General features: G+C 37.1%; 15 protein-coding genes. 12 read left to right on the top strand and 3 right to left on the bottom strand.

Translation table 11 applies throughout. From position 1 onward, the window contains the following. Together V7077_RS11890 and V7077_RS11895 are read left to right on the top strand one after the other, a co-directional pair. Positions 1 to 445, top strand: a 445-nt coding sequence (locus V7077_RS11890; RefSeq protein WP_335501711.1) for a BclA C-terminal domain-containing protein, incomplete at its 5' end; no start/stop codon positions are given. Positions 446 to 754: 309 nt separating this feature from the next. Beyond that, positions 755 to 1,825 carry a tetratricopeptide repeat-containing glycosyltransferase family 2 protein gene (locus tag V7077_RS11895; RefSeq protein WP_335501713.1) on the top strand — a complete coding sequence of 357 codons (1,071 nt, stop codon included), beginning with the start codon at positions 755 to 757 and terminating at the stop codon, positions 1,823 to 1,825. Positions 1,826 to 2,675: 850 nt separating this feature from the next. Here V7077_RS11895 and V7077_RS11900 read toward each other — a convergent pair. Beyond that, the gene (locus V7077_RS11900; protein ID WP_335501715.1) at positions 2,676 to 3,272 is read right to left on the bottom strand and encodes a hypothetical protein; all 597 of its coding nucleotides are present in this window, start codon (positions 3,270 to 3,272) and stop codon (positions 2,676 to 2,678) included. Between the two features lie 65 nt (positions 3,273 to 3,337). Further along, the gene (locus V7077_RS11905; protein ID WP_335501718.1) at positions 3,338 to 3,571 is read right to left on the bottom strand and encodes a hypothetical protein; all 234 of its coding nucleotides are present in this window, start codon (positions 3,569 to 3,571) and stop codon (positions 3,338 to 3,340) included. A gap of 72 nt (positions 3,572 to 3,643) precedes the next feature. Between V7077_RS11905 and V7077_RS11910 the strand changes: the two genes are divergently transcribed. Next, complete coding sequence (locus V7077_RS11910) at positions 3,644 to 4,396, top strand: YqcI/YcgG family protein (RefSeq protein ID WP_335501719.1); 753 nt, start codon at positions 3,644 to 3,646, stop codon at positions 4,394 to 4,396. Between the two features lie 28 nt (positions 4,397 to 4,424). Here the strand turns inward: V7077_RS11910 and V7077_RS11915 are convergent, their stop codons facing one another. Further along, entirely contained in the window at positions 4,425 to 5,003 is a 579-nt protein-coding gene (locus V7077_RS11915; RefSeq protein WP_335501722.1) for a cysteine hydrolase family protein, read from the bottom strand. A 393-nt stretch (positions 5,004 to 5,396) separates the two neighbouring features. On the opposite strand from V7077_RS11915, the gene V7077_RS11920 reads away from it, so the two are divergent. The 9 genes from V7077_RS11920 to mmsB all read left to right on the top strand — a co-directional run bounded on the left by V7077_RS11920 (position 5,397) and on the right by mmsB (position 17,143). Continuing rightward, on the top strand, positions 5,397 to 6,524 hold the full coding sequence (locus V7077_RS11920; protein WP_335501724.1) for a YecA family protein: 1,128 nt from the start codon (positions 5,397 to 5,399) through the stop codon (positions 6,522 to 6,524). 86 nt (positions 6,525 to 6,610) lie between these two features. After that, the gene (locus V7077_RS11925; RefSeq protein WP_335501726.1) at positions 6,611 to 6,919 is read left to right on the top strand and encodes a hypothetical protein; all 309 of its coding nucleotides are present in this window, start codon (positions 6,611 to 6,613) and stop codon (positions 6,917 to 6,919) included. 27 nt (positions 6,920 to 6,946) lie between these two features. Then, positions 6,947 to 7,576: a fumarylacetoacetate hydrolase family protein gene (locus V7077_RS11930; protein WP_335501727.1), complete on the top strand. Its 630-nt coding sequence runs from the start codon at positions 6,947 to 6,949 to the stop codon at positions 7,574 to 7,576. A 316-nt stretch (positions 7,577 to 7,892) separates the two neighbouring features. After that, positions 7,893 to 9,668, top strand: a complete 1,776-nt coding sequence (locus V7077_RS11935; RefSeq protein WP_335501728.1) for a cache domain-containing sensor histidine kinase — start codon at positions 7,893 to 7,895, stop codon at positions 9,666 to 9,668. Positions 9,669 to 9,691: 23 nt separating this feature from the next. After that, entirely contained in the window at positions 9,692 to 10,885 is a 1,194-nt protein-coding gene (locus V7077_RS11940; RefSeq protein WP_335501730.1) for a response regulator transcription factor, read from the top strand. A 10-nt stretch (positions 10,886 to 10,895) separates the two neighbouring features. Then, positions 10,896 to 12,785: a substrate-binding domain-containing protein gene (locus tag V7077_RS11945; protein ID WP_335501732.1), complete on the top strand. Its 1,890-nt coding sequence runs from the start codon at positions 10,896 to 10,898 to the stop codon at positions 12,783 to 12,785. Between the two features lie 445 nt (positions 12,786 to 13,230). Further along, a complete protein-coding gene (gene chvE / locus V7077_RS11950) occupies positions 13,231 to 14,307 on the top strand; it encodes a multiple monosaccharide ABC transporter substrate-binding protein (RefSeq protein WP_335501735.1) in 1,077 nt (358 codons plus the stop codon). 86 nt (positions 14,308 to 14,393) lie between these two features. Further along, positions 14,394 to 15,932: a multiple monosaccharide ABC transporter ATP-binding protein gene (gene mmsA / locus V7077_RS11955; protein WP_335501737.1), complete on the top strand. Its 1,539-nt coding sequence runs from the start codon at positions 14,394 to 14,396 to the stop codon at positions 15,930 to 15,932. Then, entirely contained in the window at positions 15,929 to 17,143 is a 1,215-nt protein-coding gene (gene mmsB, locus V7077_RS11960) for a multiple monosaccharide ABC transporter permease (RefSeq protein ID WP_335501740.1), read from the top strand. Before mmsA ends, mmsB begins: the two co-directional genes overlap by 4 nt. The last annotated feature ends 55 nt before the right edge of the window (positions 17,144 to 17,198 follow it).

Genomic DNA, 17,198 nt, shown 5'->3' on the forward strand with positions numbered 1-17,198 from the left:
AACAGGAGCAACAGGAGCAGCAGGAGCAACAGGAGGATTATCCCAATACGGTTATATTTACAATCTCGGAGCTCAGGTTGTGCCTATAGAGGCTGATGTCATTTTTGATTCAAATGGAATAATTACACCTGGAATTACGCATGCCCCTGGAACCTCTCAAATTTTAGTTACCACTCCTGGAGACTACGAGGTTACTTTCTCCGTGTCAGGTGTAGAACCAAACCAATTCTCACTATTTTTAAATGGTGCACCTGTTGCAGGTACCGTCTATGGTTCAGGGGCCGGAACTCAGCAAAACAACGGTCAGGCTATAATCGCTATAGCAGCGGGAGATGTTCTTACCCTTCGAAATCATAGTTCTTCTGCAGCAGTTACCCTTCAAACTTTAGCTGGAGGCACACAAACAAACGTAAACGCTTCTATTGTAATTAAAAAATTAAATTAGTTTTGAATGGATAAGGAACCCTCATAAAATGAGTGTGAATTTGTACAAAGCTTGCGCCAAGTGTTCCAGGAGGACAGGGAGTAACATTTGGAGAAAAAACTTGTGGTTCACAGGGCACTAAAGGAATTCAAAAATTTGTATATCCGAACAACTTTCAATCAATCGCCCCTCAATTTTATGTACAGCATGAAATTGAGGGCGCAATTGATTTTTTTATATAACCAATTACCAAGATTGTACACACCATAATTTGTCTTTTTCCGTAACTTAAAAATAGAAAAATCGTGGGGTTAAAGGAGCTGATTAAACATGATTACAATTAGTCTTTGCATGATTGTAAAAAATGAAGAGGACACTATCGCAAGATGTCTTGATTCGATAAAAGACCTTGTAGATGAAATCATTATAGTAGACACAGGTTCAACAGATAAAACAAAAGAAATTGTATCTCAATATACGGATCATATTCTCGACTTCCAATGGATTGAAGACTTTGCTGCGGCCCGTAATTTCGCTTTTAAAAACGCCAAAATGGATTACATTTTTTGGTTAGATGCGGATGATGTTTTAATGGAAGATGATTGCAGAAAATTTTCAAAGTTGAAGGAGACACTTGACCCTACTATTGATTCAGTCACCATGCATTATAATCTGAACATAGATGAAAAAGGAAAAGTCATTACGAGCCTGCGGCGTAATCGTCTTGTAAAAAGGAAAAATAACTTCCAATGGTATGGGGCGGTGCACGAGTACTTGGAAGTTTGGGGAAATATTCTACACAGCGAGGTTGCTGTTACTCATTGCAGCATACATCACGACTCTGACCGTAATCTCCGTATCTATGAAAACCGTCTAAAACGCGGAGAAAAATTCTCTCCCAGAGACTTATTTTACTATGCAAACGAACTGTTTGAACACGATAAGCTTGAGGATGCTATCAAGTACTATAAACAATTTTTAGCAACAAATAATGGGTGGGTAGAAGATTACATTTCTGCATGTGGCAGGCTTGCCGATTGTTATTATGCAAAAGGTGAACATGAAAACGAGCTTCATTATATATTAAAATCTTTTAAATACGACTCACCTCGGGCTGATTTTTGCTGCAGATTAGGGTACAGATTCCTTCATAATAATCACCCCTATCAAGCTCTTTTTTGGTACAAACTAGCCACCCAACTCGAAAAGCCCACAGACAATTTGGGGATGATTAACCATGCTTGCTGGACTTGGCTGCCGCATTTACAATTATGCGTTTGTTACTCACAAATAGGAAACCACGCACTAGCCTATGCACATAACGAGATCGCCCGGCAATACCTTCCTGAACATCCAAGTATTCTTCATAATAAGCATTATTTGGAAAATCTATTACAATAAAGCCGGTTCCGTTTTTAATAAACAAAAGACAATTTGGGAATGATTAACCATGCTTGCTGGACTTGGCTTCCGCGTTTTCTTGGCAAAATAAAAGAAGCTGCAGCAGTGGATTACCAATGGCTTATGTTTTTTCCTTGTGTTTATTTGTTTGCTATGTATGGTGCCTACAAATAGTGGAAGGGGAAAATCATCGCTTATCGTTTTTTTCATTTGCGTTTGGAGCAAATTTTGTCACAATAGGTCTCATGTATTCGCCAAAAATCATTTTAGGAATATCATTTGGTCCTATTTGGCTTCCAATGTTGTCTTTAATTCCTGGATTAGGACTTGGATTTTTTAGAGTTGCATATTCCAGGGTCTTGAACTTATAACCATAGAATCGTTACTCGGAAAATTAGAGTCATAAAAAAACATGTATAAAAAAATTTCCAACAGTTAAAGGTATATAACTTAGAAGGAAACGTTCTGAGACCTAAAGGATTAAGTGAATTAATAGTAGTTCCTAAAATAAAATAGGAGCTACTATTTTCTTTCTTAAGAGATGATTGCTTTCGCATTTAAGGGAATGGAAAATTAAAAAATGTTGATTTAAGGCCTTTTTTAATACACAATTTCTTTCTATTATATATCGAAAATGAATGGTCGGCATGATGTAATAGTGATCAACCCCTTGATATATAAGATTCTGAAGAAAGATAAAGTGAAATGCTAACAATTCTTGCCTGATTAGAGGCTTCTCATTAGATGTGCAAATTTATGAGAAGCCCTTTTTTCATTTTTGGGGTTACATGCAGATAAACATTTCTGGTTGTTTCTTCATTACGGTGTCCTCACCGGCCACTGGGAGAGTCTAATTGGATTCACTCTTTTCAAGTAGAATCTTACTCATTACTCTTTTATTGATTTGTCTTATGCCAGCAATGCTAACGCTCATCCAAATCCAACTATATACGATACTGAAACCTTCTATAGCGAGGATAGTTGTAGCGTTAACATCTCTTGAAAAGGATGGACCCAGTACCGGAAAGTGGAAAATAAGGAGCAGCAACAGGATTCCTGCTGATAATGCCAGACCTCCCGTCAAGGTAACGGAAATTTTCCGTCTGGACCATTTAAATCCCAGTCCTAATGCAACCCCTAATAGTCCGGTTGTAAACAGAAAGACTAAAACCTCCGAGGGCTGAATAATCAGCAGTAAGATGGCGGTCACTACATAGGTAAGCAGGCCAAACTGAACAGAGATTACAGTAGACAGCACGATAGGCCCAGTAGCCATCATGCTAAACACATAACCGAAACCGCCTATTAACCCAGCAGACTGTAAAATGGCTGCAATGGCTCCTAAAAGACTCCCCAGCAGCATCTTCGTATTTCTCGGATATTCGACAACGGATACTTCATGAGCCTTCAGAAAAAAACGGATTCCACTATTTAATACTTTCAACATACTCCCCTCCCGCCTAAATGCACCTGACAAACTTCGAATGGTGCCTGACACCTTTTTAGTGAATTTTAAGTGTTTTGTTTGTAGAGGATGGAGATTGGTGCCATCTCTAACATGTATTCTTGCAGAAGTAATTGATGCATGGTTTTTTCATGGACAACCGGGAATGCAAGGGCGACGATTTCTTTTATACCCAGTGATAAGCCTAATTGTTCTGCTACGGCAAAGGCCCCCATCGCTTGTTGGTTAATATGGAGCATACCATCAAAGGGGATTTTTACTATTCTAAGAGGGCTGCCCATTTGTCCATGGACATCTCTCCCTTGTATAGGCCGTTGAATATATTGATGAAACAACTGGAGGTGAACAACAACGTGAGAGAATTATATAGGGATGCTCCCTCACATCGGAAATTGCTAAACGATTGGGAACGAACGGCACTAGAGAAATTTTCTGCAAAAATGAGTGATAAAAACCAGCCTTTCCCGTGTATTCCGGCAACAATTGGCTTTTCAAAGAACCAATTACGTTACGGGTTTATTGGAGACCCGCGGAAAAATGACACATTATATGAGTTAGCAGAACTACTGAGTCAGTTCACTAGTGAATCTAGAAATTTCGGTTCCTACACCTCGCTAATTATTTTCTATCAAACACCTGAGGATCTCAGGGATACCTATACAGTGGAGGATTATGAGCAGTTATTTTGGAAACAACTCAGCGGCTTGACGGCAATCGACTCCACTGAATGGCCTGCTGACATGCCAATGGATCCTCACAATCCAATTTGGGAGTTTTGTTTTAATAGGGAAAAATACTTTATGTATTGTGCAACTCCTGCCCATGTTAACCGCCAAAGCCGGCATTTTGAAGTAATGATGCTGGCCATCACTCCTCGATGGGTCCTGCAGGAATTTAATAAGAAGGAGGGGTTTGCGCGAAACATTAAAGCTAGTGTCCGGAAAAGACTGGCCAACTACGATGATGCCCCTATCCACCCGGACTTGAACAGTTACGGTGCCGGAGATAACTTTGAGTGGAGACAATATTTTTTGCGAGATGATGATACTTCATTATCAAAATGTCCTTATCATCGGATCCTGAGATTTTTGAAGCAAGAAAAATAAACAGCGCAGGAATTGACCACCCTGCGCTTTAGACTTTTAATTGGCCGAGCTCATTCAGAATTTCGTCAGTCGTTACAATCGTTGCAAATTCTTTTTGCAGCATCGCTAACTCATGTTCCTGAATGGAGGCTGCATCGTGATAAACCCCTTTATGGTCTGTAATACCAAAAGCCGCAATGGCATCTTCCACTAAAAACGTTTGGTATCCAAGGTTGGCACTCATCCGGGTAGTGGTTGATACACAATGCTGAGTAGACAAGCCTGTAATCACGACCGAAACGATTTGATTTGCTTTGAGATAGGTTTCTAATTCAGTACCAATGAATCCACTGTTGACATTTTTTGTGTACACCATTTCATTTGAAAATGGCTTTACGAGATCTTTAAATTCTGTACCATGTTTGTTTTTATAATGCAGGGGAGAGTCGGGCAGCAAGGATAGATGCTTGGTGTAAATAATGTGTCCTTTTCTCTTCCTCCATTCTTTTTGCAATCTTGCCATGTTTTGCTCCGCATCGTGATTGTTCCGTTCTCCCCAAAAAGGGTCATCAAAGCCGTTTTGAACGTCGAGGATGAGCAGGGCAGGCAGGTCTAAAAATTGATTCATGTGATCATCCTCCATGTATTGGGGTTTCTCATTATTCTTTGGTCAAATGAAGAAAATTAAACTGAAAAGCTGTTCGATAGCCCTCACATCTAGTCGTCCCAATTTTTGAGAAGCCTTTTTTTCATGCCTTTCGTTTACGGTAGGTTAAATAGAGATTTTAATCGAGGCTTCTAATGAGTTGATCAAACCTGTGGGAAGCTTCTTTTTATATATATAAAAGTTTTCTTGGAGGAATAAGAAAGTTCCTTTTAGAGTGGTCAGCCCAGCTCCATTTGTTTAATTTAAGCACATGCGTGATACAATGGAAAAAAATATAAAAGAAGAAGATGGCTAGTAAGGAGTTGCCGTTGATTGATGTTGTCAGGGGTGGACTCTATGTGAAAGGGGAATAAAATGGCAGTAAATAAAAACAAGAATCAAATCACAGGAATAGCTTCATTAAAGGAAGGGCTATCAGCATTAAAAGTTGCTAATCTTCAAGACATCCGGAAAAAGCTGCAAATCAAAAATAAAAGCTCCTTGAAAAAGGGGGACTTAATTCAATATTTGGCAGACGCAATCCCTTCGCTTATTAGAAATATTATCAGTCAGTTCGATGAGCGACGATTATTTTTAATAAAGGATATCATAGCCAATAATGGAGTGATTAGCGCAAAGAATATAGGAATCGAGGAAATGGAGTATTTCTATAAAACTGGTTTTATGTTTACTGGTTTTCAGAATGGCAGTCCAATCGTCATGATTCCTTTAGAATTATTGTCTTCCCTAGGGGAAATTGTACGTGACGAAACAATATTATCAGATGTTAAGCGGAATACGGAATGGATAAAGATAACCCGAGGTTTACTCTATTATTATGGAACTGTGCCTCATGACGAGTTAGTGAATTTAGTTGAGAAATATACGCCTATTAACCCAGATTACCTTGCCTTCAATTATGTTATTTTTGATGCGATGGAATACTACCAAGAAACTTACATTGACAAGTATGGCTATTCTTACTGGGAAGTGCTAGACTCTTTAGTTATTTTAGAGGAGCAGGCATCTAGAAAGAATCTTGACTACTATCCATTCTCGAAGAAACAGCTCCTTGAAGCAGGTGAAACAGACTATGTGGAGCGTCCAAAAGGTTTTTCTCAACTTTTATCGCTACTTACGCAAGAGTATCGGATGTCAAAACAAGAGGCGATGGAGCTTGTAGAAGATTGTATTATGCAGGTGAAATTGGGTAATCAACCTAGCGAGCTTATTCAATATTTACAGACGCAACTGACATTCGATAGCTTAGAAGCTGTGCAAAGAATGGTGGATGCCGTTGTTCTTCTTATGAATAATACGAGGGAATGGTATTTAAAGGGATATACATCAGAAGAGCTATCCGCGCATGAAAAGAAGGCATTACTGCCTTTGCCCAATAAAAAAGGAGAGGTCATTAGTCTCCAAACCCGTCAAAAGGTTGGCAGAAATGATCCTTGTCCATGTGGAAGCGGGAAGAAATTTAAGAAATGTTGTGGGGACTGAAATCTGGACGGACAAAAGGATATTATACATGAAGTTAATATAGCAGAATATCTTCCACAATTATCGTAAAAAAGGAGGATATGGTGATGGTAGCAAAAAGGAACTCACAAGCTTGGGAAGAAGCTAAAAAACTGTGCCGTTTGAATGAGACTGATATACAAATGGCTAAGGAGTTGGGGATGACACCAAAGGGTTTAATTAAAAATATCCCTGCACCTAATCAGCAATGGAAAGCTCCTGTAAAAGTATGGATTCGTGAGCTATATGAGGAGAAATTCAATAGGGTGCTAACAGTTAAACCTGTTCTCAGTGAAGAATTAAAAAGAAACGTCAAAAAGCAAGACACAACAATTGGTTCTGATCGCTGGAATGATGAGGATAACTTACCATTTTGATGAAATCTAGTAGAAAGGGTTTTTTATATGGAAAACATTCGAAATATCTATTGTGTAGGCAGGAACTATGTATCACATGCAAAGGAATTGAATAATGATATTCCAACATCGCCTTTTTTATTCTCTAAGCCGACGCACGCTTTGGTGGAGACATGCGGACAAGAGATTAATCTGCCGGGTGACCATGGGTCTATTCATTATGAAGTAGAATTGGTTGTACATATTGCAAAGTCCTATGAAAAGGGAATGAAAGTTGACGAACTTGTTGATCGTATGGCGCTTGGGATTGATTTTACACTAAGGGATGTGCAAAGCGAGTTGAAGAAAAAAGGATACCCATGGCTGCTTGCAAAAGGCTTTCCAAACTCTGCTGTATTAACTCCCTTTATTGAGTTCCTGAATATCGAAAAATGCAGGCAATTTGATTTTTCTCTCTGGAAGAATGGTGGACAAGTACAGCGAGGGAATATTCAAAATATGATTTTTGATTTACAAACCATTATTGATTTTAGCGCATTACATTTTGGTCTTGGGAAAGGAGATATCATTTTTACAGGAACGCCTGAGGGAGTTGGGCCTGCTGCAGAAGGTGATCGATTTTCTCTCAAATGGGGAGCAAATACACTTGGAGAGTTTTCCGTATCTTTAATAAAATAGACAAGTAAGCTTAGTCAATAAAGTAGAAAGAATTGAATAGCCGGAAGTAAATAAAAACACTATTCTTACGAATAAGAGAAGTGTAGAAACATAACTACTTTGGCGCTGGCAATCAGCAAATTTTCAGAGGCCTCTCATAAGTTGAACAAACTTTTGAGAAGCCTCTTTTTTCATTTCTTGTGCCACATAACTGAGTCGCTCTATTTCTTTAAATTATCATTGACCAATGAGTTGTAAAACAATTCAAAATGCTATAATAGAAATTACATAGAAACACAAAACTGATTTTGTTAAGTAGTTTAAAAAAAGGGAGCAAATGAAAATCATAGATCGAGTATTTAAAAATAGATCACTTTATTTTAAGTTAATATGCATTTTTATTTTGATTATCGGAATGTCTGTGATGATTTTAACTATTTTGTCGGTGCATCAATTTACTAAAGTAGTGGAGGATCAGGCAAATTCCCATACGTTGAGTGCAATAACAGCAGTAAGAAATAATATTGAACTACATATAAACGAACTAGAAGATATAACTAAATTCATTAGCGAAAATGACGATTCTAAGAGTTTCTTTCAAAATAATATGAACTCAGCGTTGGAAGAAAAGCTAAAAAAACAGCTTTATTTGTATACGGTTTCAAAACCTGATATTGCTGGAATTTTAATAGTAAATAAGGATGATAACTTAATTAGTAATGAGATGAGCAGAATTTCAAGAGATCCTTTAACAAATGAATCTTGGTATAAAAAAGCCGCTGCTTCTCCTAATACGTTCCATTTGGACAGTATGCCAATAGGTCGAAATATAACAACAATTACAAATTATGCTACTGATGAAGTACTTTCTTTAACTAAAGCAGTTACTGATGAAAAGACAGGAAAAGTTTTGGGTGTTATTGTAATAGATTGGAAGCTTGATGCAATCAAAAGTGAAATTGAGAACATGGGTTTTGGGTCAAATGGTTTTGTTTACGTTATGGACGATCATTCACAAATAGTTTACAGTCCGGTAAATCCGATTGTTTATCGGATAAATGGTAAATGGTTTGACCCCTCAGGATCTGGCAGTGTTATAAAACGTATTAATAATACGGATTATCAGATGATGTACGATCATTCACCCTATACCAAATGGGTAATAGTGGGTGTCTTTTCTATTAATGAAACTTTTCTCTTTATTCAAAAGGTGAAATGGATAGCTGTTTTGATTGCCGTGGTTGTATCTATTTTTGCTATCTTTGCAGCAGCTTTTTTTACGTCTTCTATTACAAAACCCCTAGTAAAACTTAGATCACTAATGAAGAAGGCGGAGCATGGGGATTTGGATGTAAAATTTGAAAGCAAAAATGATGATGAAATTAAGCAATTAGGTAACAGTTTTAATAGTATGATTTCATCCATCAAAAATCTAATGAACGTCATAAATCTAATTGAAAGAAGAAAAAGAGAAGCCGAGTTAAAAGTACTACAGGAACAAATCAAGCCGCATTTCCTTTACAATACACTCGATACAATAAAATGGATGGCACAAGAATATGAAGCTAGAGATATTATGGCAGTAATCGATGCGCTAACTAATCTTTTTCGAATCGGTTTAAGCAAGGGAAAAGAGAGTATCAGGGTAGCTCAAGAGATTGAACACGTAAAAAGTTATTTGATTATCCAAATGACTAGATATGAAGATAAATTTGATTATGAAATAGATGTGGAAGATTGCGCAAAAGATCTTTTTGTTCTTAAGCTGATTTTACAACCCTTAGTTGAAAATTCTATTTACCATGCGATTAAAACGAAACGTGGTAAAGGAAAAATTTTGATTTCTGCCAAAGTAAACGAAAACTATCTTTATTTAAGCGTGGTAGATAATGGGTTAGGAATGAAGCAGGATCAAATGGACAAATTGAATGAACTTCTAAGAGAGCAAGGGGTTATTGGGAAGAAATCAGAAGGATATGGGATGTTAAATGTAAACGAAAGGATAAAACTTACTTTTGGAAACGATTACGGTTTACTAATTGAGAGTGTGGAAGGACAGGGGACAAAAGTAGAAATAAAGCACCCAATCTTAAGGGAAAGTGCGAACAGTTAGTTTATAGTCAGGGGGCTAATGGCATGATCAAACTTTTAATTGCAGACGATGAACCGAAAATTCTAAGAGGTCTCAAAAAATCATTAGATTGGGATGAGTGGAATATTAAAATCGTTGGGGAAGCTGAAGACGGCGAACTGGCTTTTGAAAAAGCGAAACAATTACAACCGGATATTCTATTCCTAGATATAAATATGCCATTTCTTAACGGATTGGAATTAGTTGAAAAGTTGAATAGCGAATTACCCTCAAGCCTCGTGATTGTCATTAGTGGCTATGATGAATTTTCGTATGCTCAGAAAGCGCTCCAATTGGGTGTTTTCGACTATTTGTTAAAACCTGTAAATACAGATGAGTTAAGAAATACAGTAGCAAGTGCAGTGGAGCTTCTTAAAGAAAGGGCAGAGAAAAGTCATTATATCAATTGGGTTAATGATAAATTCGATAAAAATGTCCATTTATTAAGGCAAACCTTTTGTAGCGACTGGATGAAGGGGAAGTTAACCGGAAAGGAGATTCAAGAACATATTTCTTTCCTTAACCTGGAATTAAATGATACTTGGATTTTTGCGGCGAAGCCATTGTATAAATTTGCAGAGGGGAAAATTGCGGAAACATGGGATCAGAACTTACTGTACTTTACTTTACATAATTTCATAGAGGATATTCTATCAAATAGTGATTCGATTATCGTTTTTAATGATGATAATAAAAAAATTATCGCTTTTATCCCAAGTTATCAAATGGATCAAATCGATTCATTAGGACCAAAGCTTGACGAGTTGTTTGAGAAGCATACAGGTAAGAATATCGTTTTTGCAAAAAGAGCCGTTACTCATAATCAAAATATGCCTGAGCTATACCAAGAAGTAAGTGAAGAGATCAACTCCCAATCTAAAATTTCTCCTGTTGTATTATTAGCGAAAAAATATATTGAAAAAAATTATTATAGACAAGATCTGACCCTTCATGAAGTGGCCAAAGAGGTAAATGTAAGTCCATCGTATCTTACTAGGCTGCTGAAAGAGGAGCTAGGTTCTTCTTTTATCGACTTTTTAACAATGGTGAGGATTGGAAATGCCATTAATTATATGGGGAATCCAGCTTATAAAATGTATGAGGTTGCTGAAATGGTTGGATATAGTACCCAGCATTATTTTAGTACCGCATTTAAAAAGATTATTGGGGTATCTCCTTCTGCCTACACGAAGGGGTGAGGATTAAAAGGTGAAAAGTATCACTAGGTTTTGGGTCCTTACACTTTTTGTTACATTGGTTATTTTAGCGGGACTCATTTATTTATTTTTTGTTAATCGTGATCACGAAAAAAATCAAGGTACTCCCTATGTGATCGGTGTTTCACAGTCAAATTTAACCGAACCTTGGCGAGTCCAGATGAATGAAGAAATTAGAAAAGAGGCACAGAAGCATAAAAGGCTTCAAGTCATATATACGGATGCAGCACAAAGTATTGATAAACAAAAGAAAGATATTAACAAATTAATCGGTTATGGAATAGACCTCTTGATTGTATCAACAAATGATACAAATAGTTTAACGCCTCTTATAGCAAACGTTCATAAGAAAATACCAGTAATTGTTTTGGGAAGAGCAATTGATGGTTATGATTATACACTATTTATTGGTCCGGACAATCAAGCTATTGGCAGAAACGCAGGCCAACTGGTAAGTGATATGCTAGGTACAAAACAAGGGAATATCATAGAGATTCAAGGTCCGAAAGGTTCTTCCCCAGTTCGGGAAAGAAGTCAAGGTTTTAATAACATTATTAAAAAATATCCAAACCTTCACGTTGAAGATACTCTGGTTGCCAATTGGCAAAAAGATGAAGCTGAAGATAAAGTAACTGCATTATTAAGGAAAAATCCTCATATCAACATTATTGTTGCACAAAGCGACGCTATGGCTTTAGGTGCATATAAAGCATTACAAAAGTACGATATACAAGGAGTCAAGGTAATAGGGGCGGATGGTCTTGAAGGGAAAAATGGAGGTTTTGATCTTGTAAAGAAAGGTGTCCTGGCAGGGACGTTTGCATATAAAACAGGTGGGAAGGAATCCATTCAATATGCGATGGATATTTTGCAGGGAAAGGCCAATATTCCCAAAAAAATTATTTTACGAGTGAATACTATTACGCATGAAAATGTGGATCAATATGTGTTAAATGTAAAAAATAAATCAAGTTTTACTAAGCAGCTTAAAAGTAAAAAACACATAGTACTCGCGTTTGTACAAGTAGGAAAAGAAAGCAGTTGGAGATTGGCTAATACTGCTTCCATAAAAGATGCCGCCCGGAGCTATGGCATTGACCTGAAATTTAAAAGCGCTAACCAAAGTATTAAAGACCAAATTAGTATTATTCGTGGGTTTATCAAGGAAAAAGTGGATGTTATCGCTTTTTCTCCAATTGTTCAGACTGGTTATGAGGAGATTTTAAAAGAGGCAAAGGATGCGGAAATACCAGTTATTCTGGTGGATAGAGATCTGGATCTAAAAGATAATTCTTTATGGCTTACATCCATCGGGTCAGATTTTGAGGAGGAAGGCAAAAGGGCAGCAAGATGGTTACTTGATGATACAAAGGGAGTCAAAAAAGATATCAATATTGTAGAATTGGAAGGGACGGCTAATTCCTCCCCGGCGGTTAACAGGAAGAAAGGATTTGAGGGAGAATTATTCCGATATTCTATTAGTTATCATATTATTGCCTCCAAGTCAGCAAATTTTACGAAAGAAGAAGGCAAGACTGTGATGAATGAGTTTTTAAAAAAGTTTGGAAATAAAATTAATGTTGTCTTTGCTCATAACGATGACATGGCGCTTGGTGCAATAGAAGCAATTGAGGCTTATGGCAAGAAGCCAGGAAAAGATATTCTAGTTATTTCAGTGGATGCAACAAAAGAAGCTTTTAATTATTTGCACACTGGAAAGCTGAATGTAACAGTTGAATGCAATCCACTTTTAGGACCCTATATGATGAAAGCTATAATTGATCATTTTGATGGAAAAGAACTTCCAGTTAAAAACATAACAGAGGAAGGAATATTTACAAAAAAGGATGCCAGATGGGGCTTTTTTAACCGGCCTTATTAAGTAGGAAAAATTTCAGGGATTTAATGAAGGTAGTATATAAGTAAAGGATCGCGTTCCTGCAAAGGCAGGGACGCTTTTCTATTTGTGTCGATGTGCACATTTCCTAAAACAATGTCAAAAAAGTATAAATTATTAATTAATACTGTAAATACTTTGAATATTCTGCCGGTTACAATATAAGAGACTTCAAGTATAGAAGTTTAAATGATTAAGAGCGAAAAGAAGGGGTGTTTCAATCGACGAAGGGGAGAAATTTTACTCAAAGCGCTTGAGCAATAGAAGAATGTGATTGGATACAAGTTTTAAATGTTAGTATTACGCACAATGAATTTTTTTTAAAAATTTTTTTCAACATAAGTGAAAGCGTATTCTTTTTGATTTTCTAAACTCTAATACTCATAAAAAGGTATTGAGATAAAAATGAGAGGCATGAAAGGGGATCATTATGAAAAGAATTATTTCTGTAGCATTACTTATTGTAATGGTATTTTCTCTGGCTGCTTGTAGCAGCACAAGCAGTGGAAAGGGCGACAAGGGTTATGTTGGGATCGCAATGCCAACAAAATCATCAGAACGATGGATTAAAGATGGTAATTTCATGAAGAAGGAATTTGAAAAGCAAGGATATAAAGTTGATTTACAGTATGCAGAAGACGTTGTGGAAAATCAAGTTTCTCAAATTGAAAACATGATCACGAAAGGTGTAAACGTTTTGGTAATCGGTTCTATTGATGGGGAAGCGTTAACAAAGGTTCTTGATGAAGCACATAAACAAAAGATCAAAGTTATTGCTTATGACCGATTAATTAAGAAAAGCAAATATGTAGACTACTATGCTACATTTGATAATTTCAAAGTGGGTGTTCTACAAGGTACGTATATTGAAGACAAACTGGGATTAAAACAAGGCAAAGGCCCATTCAATATTGAATTGTTTGGTGGATCACCAGATGATAACAATGCATACTTCTTCTGGAATGGTGCGATGTCTGTATTAAAACCATATATTAAATCTGGAAAACTAGTAGTACAGAGCGGCCAAACTAAATTCGAGCAAGGTGCAACTCTTCGTTGGGATGGTGCGACAGCACAATCTCGTATGGACAACTTGTTAAGTGCTCACTATACAAATGAGAAAGTAGACGCTGTTTTATCTCCATATGATGGTATTAGTATCGGCATCTTGTCTTCATTAAAAGGTGTTGGTTATGGAACCGCTTCAAAACCGCTTCCTATTATTACTGGTCAAGACGCTGAATTAGCTTCTGTTAAGTCAATTATTTCAGGTCAACAAACTGAAACAGTTTATAAAGATACTCGTGCATTAGCAAAGCAAACAGTAAAAATGGTTCAAGCTGAACTAGAGGGTAAAAAAGTCCCTGTTAACGATACAAAATCGTATAACAATGGGGTAAAAGTAGTTCCTGCTTACCTTTTACAACCGGTATCAGTTGATAAATCAAACTACAAATCAATATTAGTTGATGGCGGATATTACACAGAAGATCAACTTAGCAAGTAATTTGTAAGATTGGAAGAGTAAATGATTTAGTGGTTGTATTTGCAATCACTAAATCATTTATTACATTGTGAGGGCGTGGTGAAAGAATGGCTGCAACAATTTTGGAAATGAAAACTATTACAAAAGAATTCCCTGGGGTAAAAGCACTTAACAATGTCAATTTGCAAGTGAAACAAGGAGAAATCCACGCCTTATGTGGTGAAAACGGCGCCGGGAAATCTACATTGATGAAGGTTTTAAGTGGTGTTTATCCACATGGAAGTTACGAAGGAGATATCCTTTATAATGGGAATGTTTGTAACTTTAAAAGTATTAAAGACAGTGAAAACTTGGGTATCGTGATTATCCATCAGGAGTTGGCCCTTATTCCGGAGCTATCGATTGCCGAAAATATCTTTTTGGGTAATGAGCAGGCTAAACGGGGGATCATCAACTGGAATGAAACAATTTTAAAAACAAGAGAGTTATTAAATAAAGTTGGTTTAACGGAAGACCCCAATACATTAATTACAAATCTTGGGGTAGGAAAGCAGCAGCTTGTTGAAATCGCAAAGGCATTATCAAAGGAAGTTAAGTTGCTTATTCTCGATGAACCAACCGCAGCATTGAACGAGAACGATAGTGAAAATTTATTAAATCTTATGCTTGAATTCAAAAAACAAGGGATGTCCATGATTATTATCTCTCATAAATTAAATGAGATTACCAAGGTGGCAGATTCAATCACGATTATCCGTGATGGCCAATCGATTGAAACGCTTAATGTAGTAAATGGCAGTGTTTCTGAAGACCGAATTATAAAAGGTATGGTCGGAAGAGATTTAACCAATCGTTACCCTAATAGAGAACCTAAAATTGGCGAAGTTATTTTTGAAGTGAAAGACTGGAACGTCTATCACCCGCTGCATAGTGATCGGAAAGTAATTGATTCTGTGAATTTTAATATCAAAAAAGGGGAAATTGTTGGAATCGCCGGTGTAATGGGCTCCGGGCGTACGGAGCTTGCGATGAGTATTTTCGGCAAATCATATGGGAAGAAAATAAGCGGCCATCTCTTTAAAAATGGCACTGAAATACATTTGAAAGATATACCTCAAGCAATTAAATATGGGCTTGCATATGTAACCGAGGATCGAAAACATTTTGGACTTAATTTAATTGATGATATTAAATCAAATATATCTATTTCTAGTTTGAAAAAGATCTCAAAAGGCACTGTTGTTAACCAAAACAAGGAAATCATTGAAGCGGAAAATTACCGCAAAGCAATGAAAATAAAAACACCGAGCATTACTCAGCTAACTGGTAACTTGAGCGGTGGTAATCAACAAAAGGTAGTATTGAGTAAGTGGATTATGACTCAACCCGACCTCCTGATACTTGATGAACCGACCCGAGGGATTGACGTTGGTGCCAAATATGAAATCTACACAATAATTAATCAGCTTGCTGATGAAGGAAAAGGTGTCTTGGTAATTTCTTCTGAACTTCCAGAATTACTTGGGATATGTGACCGTAATTATGTCATGAGTGAAGGCAGATTTACAGGGGAAGTATCAAAAGCTGAAGCAACCCAAGAAAATATTATGAAGTTTATGACTAAAGGCAGAGGTGAAAGAGTATGAGTACGCAAACGGAAACAATAAAGCAGCAACAACCAAGCGAAGGTAAAGGGACTTCGTTTACTAAACTGATTCAAAATAATATGCGTCAGTACGGAATGTTTGTTGCATTAATATTAATCGCAGGTCTTTTTCAAGTATTAACGGATGGTATTTTGTTAAGGCCACTTAATATCACAAACCTTATTCTTCAAAACAGCTACATCCTTGTCTTGGCCGTTGGGATGGTATTAATTATTATTCTTGGACATATTGATTTGTCGGTTGGTTCCGTTGCTGCCTTTGTCGGAGCGATATCGGGTATCTTAATTATCAATCATCATATGAATGTTTTTCTGGCTGTCATTATTTCTCTATTAGTTGGTGCCGTCATCGGTGCATGGCAAGGTTTCTGGGTTGCCTATGTTAAAATCCCAGCTTTTATCGTTACACTTGCAGGCATGCTCCTTTTCCGTGGTTTAACCATGTTAGTGTTACAAGGGCAATCGATCGCACCATATCCGGATTCATTCCAAAGCATGTCTTCCGGATTTATTCCAGATATTTTTCATGGTGAAAGCCTTCATATTTTTACGATTGTTATCGGGCTTGTGTTCTCTGTTATCTATATTTTAAATGAAGCAGGGGTACGTAAAACTCAAGTGAAATATGGTTTCCAAGTTTCTTCCCAAGGCTTATTCATTGCAAAACTAGTGGCAATGATTGCAATCATTAACGCATTCACGTATGTTCTTGCAACGTATGACGGTATTCCTAATATCTTGGTTATCTTGTTTGCCCTTGTTGTGATTTATTCATTTGTTTCTAAAAAGACGATCATGGGAAGACATATTTATGCAATCGGTGGTAATGAAAAAGCTGCAGGGCTTTCAGGTATTAAAACAAAGAAAGTAGTTTTTTTGTCTTTTGTTAACATGGGTGTATTGGCTGCCCTTTCTGGTTTAGTATTTGCTGCTCGTCTGAATGCGGCAACTCCAAAAGCTGGTAACAACTTCGAACTTGATGCAATCGCTGCATGTTTCATCGGTGGTGCATCCGCATATGGCGGTATTGGTACAGTTGGCGGAGCCATTATCGGTGGTTTAGTAATGGGAATTATGAACAACGGTATGTCCATTCTTGGACTAGGAATTGACTGGCAGCAAGCTATTAAAGGACTTGTGCTCCTAGCAGCTGTTGCCTTCGATATTTGGAATAAGAATAAAGCATCTTAATTCAGAAAGAATGAAGTTAGAGGGGGTCACTATTTGGGACCGCCTCTTTTACATT

The sequence above is a fragment of the Neobacillus vireti genome (assembly GCF_036962465.1).
In the GTDB taxonomy this organism is placed as follows: domain Bacteria; phylum Bacillota; class Bacilli; order Bacillales; family Cytobacillaceae; genus Neobacillus; species Neobacillus vireti_B.